This window comes from Streptomyces sp. NPDC026062 (genome assembly GCF_055568375.1).
In genome coordinates this window covers 1-6,998 of the sequence record NZ_JBVHOQ010000098.1, presented here as the reverse complement: position 1 = coordinate 6,998, position 6,998 = coordinate 1, and the positions used below count along the sequence as shown (strand labels likewise).

At 69.0% G+C, this 6,998-nt stretch carries 7 protein-coding genes and 2 pseudogenes; 3 read left to right on the top strand and 6 right to left on the bottom strand.

The genetic code is table 11. The annotated features are described in order from the left end of the window. Positions 1–87: 87 nt before the first annotated feature. From ACZ4LX_RS37655 to ACZ4LX_RS37640, 4 genes are all read right to left on the bottom strand, one after another. Positions 88–570 carry a hypothetical protein gene (locus ACZ4LX_RS37655; protein WP_225052004.1) on the bottom strand — a complete coding sequence of 161 codons (483 nt, stop codon included), beginning with the start codon at positions 568–570 and terminating at the stop codon, positions 88–90. Next, on the bottom strand, positions 570–1,079 hold the full coding sequence (locus ACZ4LX_RS37650) for a hypothetical protein (protein WP_467651836.1): 510 nt from the start codon (positions 1,077–1,079) through the stop codon (positions 570–572). The genes ACZ4LX_RS37655 and ACZ4LX_RS37650 overlap by 1 nt, the downstream gene beginning before the upstream one ends. Beyond that, complete coding sequence (locus ACZ4LX_RS37645; RefSeq protein ID WP_467651835.1) at positions 1,061–1,393, bottom strand: DUF6083 domain-containing protein; 333 nt, start codon at positions 1,391–1,393, stop codon at positions 1,061–1,063. Before ACZ4LX_RS37645 ends, ACZ4LX_RS37650 begins: the two co-directional genes overlap by 19 nt. Before the next feature lie 220 nt (positions 1,394–1,613). Beyond that, positions 1,614–1,877 carry a helix-turn-helix transcriptional regulator gene (locus tag ACZ4LX_RS37640; RefSeq protein WP_225051459.1) on the bottom strand — a complete coding sequence of 88 codons (264 nt, stop codon included), beginning with the start codon at positions 1,875–1,877 and terminating at the stop codon, positions 1,614–1,616. 165 nt (positions 1,878–2,042) lie between these two features. On the opposite strand from ACZ4LX_RS37640, the gene ACZ4LX_RS37635 reads away from it, so the two are divergent. After that, entirely contained in the window at positions 2,043–3,098 is a 1,056-nt protein-coding gene (locus tag ACZ4LX_RS37635; protein WP_467651834.1) for a hypothetical protein, read from the top strand. Between the two features lie 294 nt (positions 3,099–3,392). Continuing rightward, positions 3,393–3,554, top strand: a pseudogene (locus ACZ4LX_RS37630) (glycosyltransferase); the annotation flags it as partial. Positions 3,555–3,608: 54 nt separating this feature from the next. Here ACZ4LX_RS37630 and ACZ4LX_RS37625 read toward each other — a convergent pair. Then, positions 3,609–4,118, bottom strand: coding sequence for a hypothetical protein (locus tag ACZ4LX_RS37625; RefSeq protein WP_467651832.1), 510 nt, complete (start codon positions 4,116–4,118; stop codon positions 3,609–3,611). An 84-nt stretch (positions 4,119–4,202) separates the two neighbouring features. Between ACZ4LX_RS37625 and ACZ4LX_RS37620 the strand changes: the two genes are divergently transcribed. Continuing rightward, complete coding sequence (locus ACZ4LX_RS37620) at positions 4,203–5,297, top strand: PIN domain-containing protein (RefSeq protein WP_467651830.1); 1,095 nt, start codon at positions 4,203–4,205, stop codon at positions 5,295–5,297. A gap of 888 nt (positions 5,298–6,185) precedes the next feature. On the opposite strand, the pseudogene ACZ4LX_RS37615 reads toward ACZ4LX_RS37620, so the two are convergent. After that, positions 6,186–6,887, bottom strand: a pseudogene (locus ACZ4LX_RS37615) (PHP domain-containing protein); the annotation flags it as partial. Between the last annotated feature and the right edge of the window lie 111 nt (positions 6,888–6,998).

The following is a 6,998-nucleotide window of genomic DNA, read 5'->3' as shown; positions in this document are numbered from 1 at the left end:
CCGCTACGACAAGACCGCCGAGTCCTACCAGGCAGCCGTCACCCTCGCCTCGCTGCTGATGTGGGCGTGACACTTTGACGACAACTCCTAGGGCGCCGGTGTGTGGCGGTGCTGACGGCTGTGCAGGAGGCTGGCCACGCTGGTCAGGACTTCTTCGGGCGTGTGGTGCGCAAGCAGACCCTCGAGCCGGGCCGTCAGGAGTTGGGCGCGGTCCCGCTCGTCCTGGGCAAGAGCCTCGTTCACACGGCGGCGCAGAACGTCCTCGGGCCGCTGCCCCGTGGCGGCCGCGGCCCGGCGCAGGGCCTGGTCGGCAGTGTGGGGGAGTACCACGTTGAGCAGCACCCGACCGTGCCGGTCCGGGTAGTGCGTGGTCAGAACGTCGATCGGCAACCGCGTGCCCAGTCGGCGCCGCAGCGCATGCAGGGCGCCGCCGGGGCTGCGTGCGCCGTGGATCGCCATCAGCCGGGTGCGGTCCGCGTTCGCGGCCACCGGCACACTGCAGCGCACATGCCGGAGCTCGCCGGGGGTGGCGGGCCTGGTCAGAAGGATCTCGACGGCATGGTGCGCCATCACGGCCGCACCCCGTGCCGTGCGGCAAGCCCGGGACGGCGGCGGGCAGCGGCAGGCAGACGGCTGTGGATGTGTTCGTGGTGGCGCAGCGGGTCGAAGGGCTCCCACTCGGCCACCGCCAAGTCGGCAACCGTGGACGAAGTGGCGTGCTGCGCACAGCGCTGGGCGCGCCAGCGCAGCTGCTCGGCGTAGGGGAGGGGGCCGAGGTCGTAGACGGTCATGACGTCAGCGGGCAGAGCCAGTTCACCGCTTTGGGCGGTGGCTGGCATGAGCGTCCAGACGCCGCCCGGGGTGCCGGGGGTGAGCACGGGGCTGGTGCAGCGGTGGCGGTGCCGAGTCTGGGCGACGCACTGGATCTCGTCCACCGGGCGGGACGCGAGGTAGCGGACGTACAGCAGTTGCATGATGGGCCGGGCCGGGCGGCAGAACACCGGTTCAGGCGCCCGGCCGGGCGGTGAGGCCGGGGGAGGGGTGAAGATGCCGGCGTCGATCAGGCGGCGGGAACGCACGGCCAGCGCCCGGCGCAGCCCCGCCAGCTCGGGGGAGGTGGGGGCGTGTCGCGGGCGGGGCAGAGGACGGAGTGCGGCAGACGGCACCAGCGGCTGCCGTCTCCGGCCGGGTGCGCGATGCCGGAGCTGACGTGCCAGCGGCAGGCTTCGGGCACCTGGGCGGCGGGCAGTTCGTGCGGGTGCAGACGGACCGGGTGCTGATCGCTGCGGTGGTACCACTCGATCGGGTTGCCGCAGTCGCGGCACCGGCCGCTTTGGCCGCAGCGCAGCAACCGGCTGGCGCTGCCGGGAGTGATCTGCAAGGAGCGGCGCATGCGGTGAGCGGGGACCGGGCTGGTGTCCCGATGACGGGGGGTGGGAGATGGGCAGTGCATGCGCGCGAACCTGCCAGCCGACACGCCGAACCTGTGGCAGCGCTGCCGCCGGATCGCCCACTCGGCCTCACCCAATAAGACGGAAGCACGAGTAGTCGACCGCGCGTTCGGGAGGGGCTCGCCGGATTGGGTGATCTGCGGCAGCCGCCCGGGCGGGCTGTCAGTCCCCGCTCGGCCCAGGCAGGTCATGCCCGCGGCACAGCGTCGCGAAGAGCTCGTCGAACGGGGTGCCCAGGGTGTGGGCAAGGGCGTGCCAGGTCTTCAGCGTGCCGACGGTGCGGCCCTGCTCGATCTCGATGACGGTGCGTCTGGCCAGGCCGCTGCGGGCGGCGAGCTCGTCGTAGCTCCACCCGCGCGCGGCTCGCAGGCGCGCGAGCTCCAACCGCAGCGCGTCGAGGTCCGGATCGGGCGGCAAGATCGTCACCCGTCCATCCGACGGTGCAGACCCCTGCCCTGTCAGTGCAGACCTCTGCCCTATTTTCCCAGGTGACGGCAACCGTGAGAGGGCAGAGGTCTGCACTACGGTGGCGGCCGCACCCGCACCCCAAGCGCGGGAACAGGGCAGAAGCAACCGGAGGAACACGCGCCCATGAGGCTGCGCACAGCATGTCCAGCCACGCCACGCGCCTGGACCGTGGAACTGCGCTCGCACGCCGGCGGGCTCGTCCTCATCTGCCGGCACTGCCCGCACGGCACCACACCGATCACCGCAGCCTCTGCTCGTTCGGCCGCCCTGGCCCACCTCGCACGGCACGTACGCAGTGACCTACATCCCCCGCACCTGCGGATCTGCCAGTGCCACGAACGCGGCTGCCGCTGGCACCCACGACACCGCGGCTGCGCCGGCCCCATCCGCCTCCTCCTCGCCTGCGAACGCGGCGGACGGCTGTGGCGGCTCACCGACGCCTGCAGCGCCTGCGCCGCAGCAACAGCACGGGCCGCCGTCGTACCGGACACCGTCCTCGCCCGTGCGCCGCAGCCACCGGCGACCGCTCGACGACACAGGCGTTCCAAAGGGCCGGGGGAGCGGATCCGGGTCCGCGAAATGCTCAGCTACCTCGCCGCTGCACTCCCAGAGAACACCTCGGCTGCCGCACGCCTGCTGGCACTGCAGTGCGCACTGCGGATGAACACCCACATGCGAGTCCGGCTGTCCAAGGGCGTGATGCGCAGCCTCCGCCTCAACGCAGCCTCGGGCCCATGGCACGAGCTAGAGCACGCGCGGTGGCTGCGCACGACCCCCGGAGGCGTAGCCAACGAGATCGCCGCTGAACTCCTTGATCTCACGCTGCTCGGCCAAGCTCCAGCCCGCCCCGACCGAAGACGTGCTGCGGACTGGGCGCTGCGCGCCAGTTCCTCCTCTGCCGTACGAGCTATCGGGCCGCTGCCCCGGCTGGCGAGTGTGTACCTCGCGGCGAGCACCGACCCGGAATCCGGCACTGGCCTGGGCGACCTTGAGCAGATGGCGCGCGCCTGCGGTACCCGGACCGCCGAACTGTTGGGCACGCTCGACCAGTTGGTGGCAGCTGGATTGCTGGGGTCATGGCAGGCCTGTCCGGACTCGGGAGACCTGCAGTGGACCTCGTCGGAGAGGCGATGGAACGGACCGCAGCCGAGATCGCGCCACAACTCGCCTGAGGCGTGACCGGAATGACTGGCCGGGTCGCTCAAGCCGCGGCGAGGGAGTGTTCGCTCCAGCAGAGGCCTCTCTCGCTGCGGATGTGGATGGCGGGACGTGGCTTGGAGGAACGGCTGCTGCCGCGCTGGGGTGCGGGCGGTCCGTCAGCGATCGCAGTGACCCCTACGGCAGGCGTATTGATCATCAGCATCCGTGCGCCGGGGGGTCCGCTACGGTACGAGCGAGTCTCCGCACAGACCAGATGGGATCTCCGTTGGTGAACAGCACTCATGAGGTGCGCTGACCGCTTTCCGGTTGGCTGTGACGGGTGGTGGGACCGGTGGGCACACCTACCCTGCGCTGACCGCCATCCGGGCGCTTCGGGACCGGCTCGCGGGGTCCGGGCGGGTGCTGGAGGCGCTGTGGATCGGTGCGGAGAGCGGGCTGGAGGCCCGGGTTGCTCCCGCCGAAGGGATCCCGTTTGCGCGGCGAGGACCGCGGCCGAGATCGCGAGGGTTCGTCTCATGCGGGCGCTTCTCAGCCGATCCCGTTGGCGGCCGACTTGTACGCCGCAGCCTGGTCCGGGGTGAGAAAGTGCGAGACGCGTACGAGGACTGCGCCGTGGACGTAGTCGTACTCGGCGAGCGCGGACATCGACTTGGTGACGGCCTGGATGTACTTGGCCCGCGCCTGCGCGGCCGACGAGTCGGCGAACACCTCGATCGCACCCCCGCGTTCCACAGCACCCTTCTCCGTACCGCTCACGTCAGCGGCTTTGATCCGCGCATCGGTGAAGGTGACCTTCGACGTGTACTGGTTCGGCCGACCGAGAAGATGGTTCGGGTCGTTGGCTGCCGTCACGGTTCCGGACAGCTTGGCTGACGACACCTCGGCGGCGATGTGGGAGAACGCGCTGCTGGCGTTGGCCGGCCTCTTCGCCGGGGAGTCAGATTTTCCGGAGGCGGTCGAGTCCGAGGTATTGCTGCTGCATGCGACCGCCCCAGCGAGGAGGAGCGCCGCTGTGGGGACGGGGAGGGCTTTTCTCATGCCGGTGATGGTGGGCGCCCGGTGGTCCGCGGTGCTGGGATGACGCCGTGTTGTGACCATACGTTCGGGGCCGTACGAACGGCGATGGCCCTGATCCTGGACGAGGGGTTCACCTCGCTCATATGGGTTACCTCTGCGGCCTGCCAGAATCCGGGAATGCTCGTAACTCCGCTCCCCGGCGCGAACCGGGAGAACCTGGTCGAAGCGCTGACGACCATCAGGACCGATGTTGGCAACCTCCAGGGCCCCTTCTCCGGCACGGCGTACAGCCGCTTGGTCCGCTACCTCAGGTGGGCCACCGGATCGGCGCGCCGCCTGCGCAACCAGATCCGCCCAGAGGACGTGAATCGCCTCGTCCTGACGCGTCGGTACGACGCGCTTCTGTCCGGCGCCTCCGGTGGCCTCGCTGGCAGCCACCAAGAAGGGTTCCTCAACGACCTGATCACGCTGGAACTCGAGGAGCGGGTGGCCGACCTCGACGAAGCTATCGACACTCTGCAGCACCGTCTGAGCAGGTGGGACCGGGCGGGTGTCTTCGTCGTGGCCGACAGCAGCGTCTACATGCAGCACGAAACGAAACTGCTGGAGTGGGACTTCCAGAAGCTGTGCAACGTCCGCGAGGAGCCGGTCCACCTGCTCGTACCGATGGTCATCGTCGACGAACTCGACAACCTGAAGCAGATCAAGGACAGGGACAAGCGCTGGCGGGCGGGCTACACACTCGCGGTGTTCGAGAAGCACCTCCAGCCAGGCCTCGACTCAGGGGTGATCAAGGACGCCGACTACACTCCGCTTGAGACCGGCGAAATTCCGAGCGGGGCGGTCTCGGTCGAGATCCTCTACGACCCTCCTGGGCATGCCCGCCTGCCGATCAACGACGACGAGATCGTCGATAGGTCAGTGGCTGCTCAACTGCTGTCAGGGCGGCCGGTGCGCCTGCTTACCTACGACACAGGGCAGGCCATGCGCGCGAGGGCTGCGGGCCTCACTGTCGTCAAGCTGCGGCCTCCAGTGGAAACCGAACCCGAGCCGCCGACTGCGAAGCAGCCCGCTCTGCGCGATCACGGCTCTTGCGGGCTCCCGCCCGCATGTTTTTGGCCCATACGCCGATGGGGAAACCCGTCTCTGCCCCACACGGCGGCCGTAGGCGGCAGGAAGTGTCCGTGCACGGCCGCGTAGTCGCGGGCCACGTCCAGGCCGGCCTCCCACGCGGACGCATGCACCGGCCACACCATGCCCAGCGTCTCCAGCTCGGTCACGCGCGAGGCCTTCAGCGTGCCCCCACGCGTTCAGTTACTCCCAACGTAGTCGTCCTTGACGACCTCGAACTGGGGAAGCGGAAAGATGTCGACCTCATGGTCAGCGACGTAGCGCATCTCGCAGCTTCTTTGGCAAGGCGGGCCGCTGGGGAGTACCTCGGGCACTCCCCAGCCCTGGTTCAGCGGCTCTCAAGCCAGTGGATGAACCACGCGTACACGCCGTACGCGGATGCCTTTACGGCCAGGCGCACGAGCTCGTCGGTCGCGGTGTCCAGCAGACGGCGCGCCCGCATCCGAGCGGGGCTCAGCCGCCTGGCTTCCGGCATCTCACCGAGAGGGGGCCCCTCAAGGTGCTGGCCAGGCTTGTCCTGACAGTGGGAGCACGTAGGCTCGTTCTCAGTAGGAATGGCTTCCTCCCAGGTCGTCGTTTCCTGCGTCGAAATCGGTGGCCTCCTGTTGTCCGCAGGGGGCCACCGCCGTGTTGGCGTCGGCCCCGAAAGGCCTCCGATGTCCATTGTCCAGACGGGTCCGACAATGCCGTAGTAGCTCTGTAGCCATGAGCCGGAGCCGTTCGCGTGCCGGAACCCTGCCCTGAGCTGGGTAAACGCCCCTCGAAGGCGGCCGGGCCGTGCGTTTCCGTCGCTACCGGGGCGGTCGTGAGCAGCGGTTTCCCGAACGTGCCCTCGTCGATGAAGAGAATGATGGAGCGCGGCCAGACCAGCGCTTCGGGCTGACGATGAGTCGCCGCCCGCTCAGCGCCAAACTTGCCGTTGGCGTGCAGGTTGGTTGCTCGCGGCTCGGTTGTTGGCGTGGACTTCAGGTAGTAGCCGGTGCCGTCGAACTTGAAGCGGTCGGGGTCGGAGAGGTTCTTGCCGGTCTGGATGCACAGCAGGGCGTCGTGGGCGGCCGCCTCGTGCGCGTACGTGTAGTGCGAGTCGTTGGTGAGCAGCGGGGGGATGCCGAGCTTGCGGCCGATCTCCAGCAGACCGTCACGGACCCGGTGCTCGATGTCGATGCCGTGGTCCATCAGTTCCAGGAAGTAGCGGTCCTTGCCGAAGATGTCCTGGTAGTCGGCCGCCGCCTTGAGGGCCTCCTCCTCCTGGCCCAGGCGCAGCCGGGTCTGCACCTCGCCGGAGGGGCAGCCGGTGGAGGCGACGATCCCCTCGGACCCCTGGGAGATGGTCTCCTTGTCCATCCGGGGCCACTTCTGCAGCCAGCCCTCGGCGTAAGCGTCCGAGGAGAGCCGGAAGAAATTGTGCGTGATGCACTCAATGGACCCGGCGAGGTCCTCGACGGTGGCGATCGCCCAGGCGTTGCCCTGCTTGGTCATCTTGCGCTGGAGGCCCGAGATGATGCCGCCGATGGTGACGACCGCGCCGTCGGAGTGCTCACCGCCGGTGAGCTGGGCGATGCCCGCGTCGGCCTTGCCGGAGAGCACGTGCTCCAGGCCGAAGAGCGGGTGGTCGGAGACGTACAGACCGAGCATCTCCCGCTCCTGGGCGAGCCGTTTCGGCCAGTTGGGAGGAGGGGGGTGCCTCTATGTCCTTCGTCAAGGTATCCCTGTCGGGTTTGGTGTGGTTCGGGGTGTTGGGGTTATGCGGCGAGCTCGATGTCCTTCGGT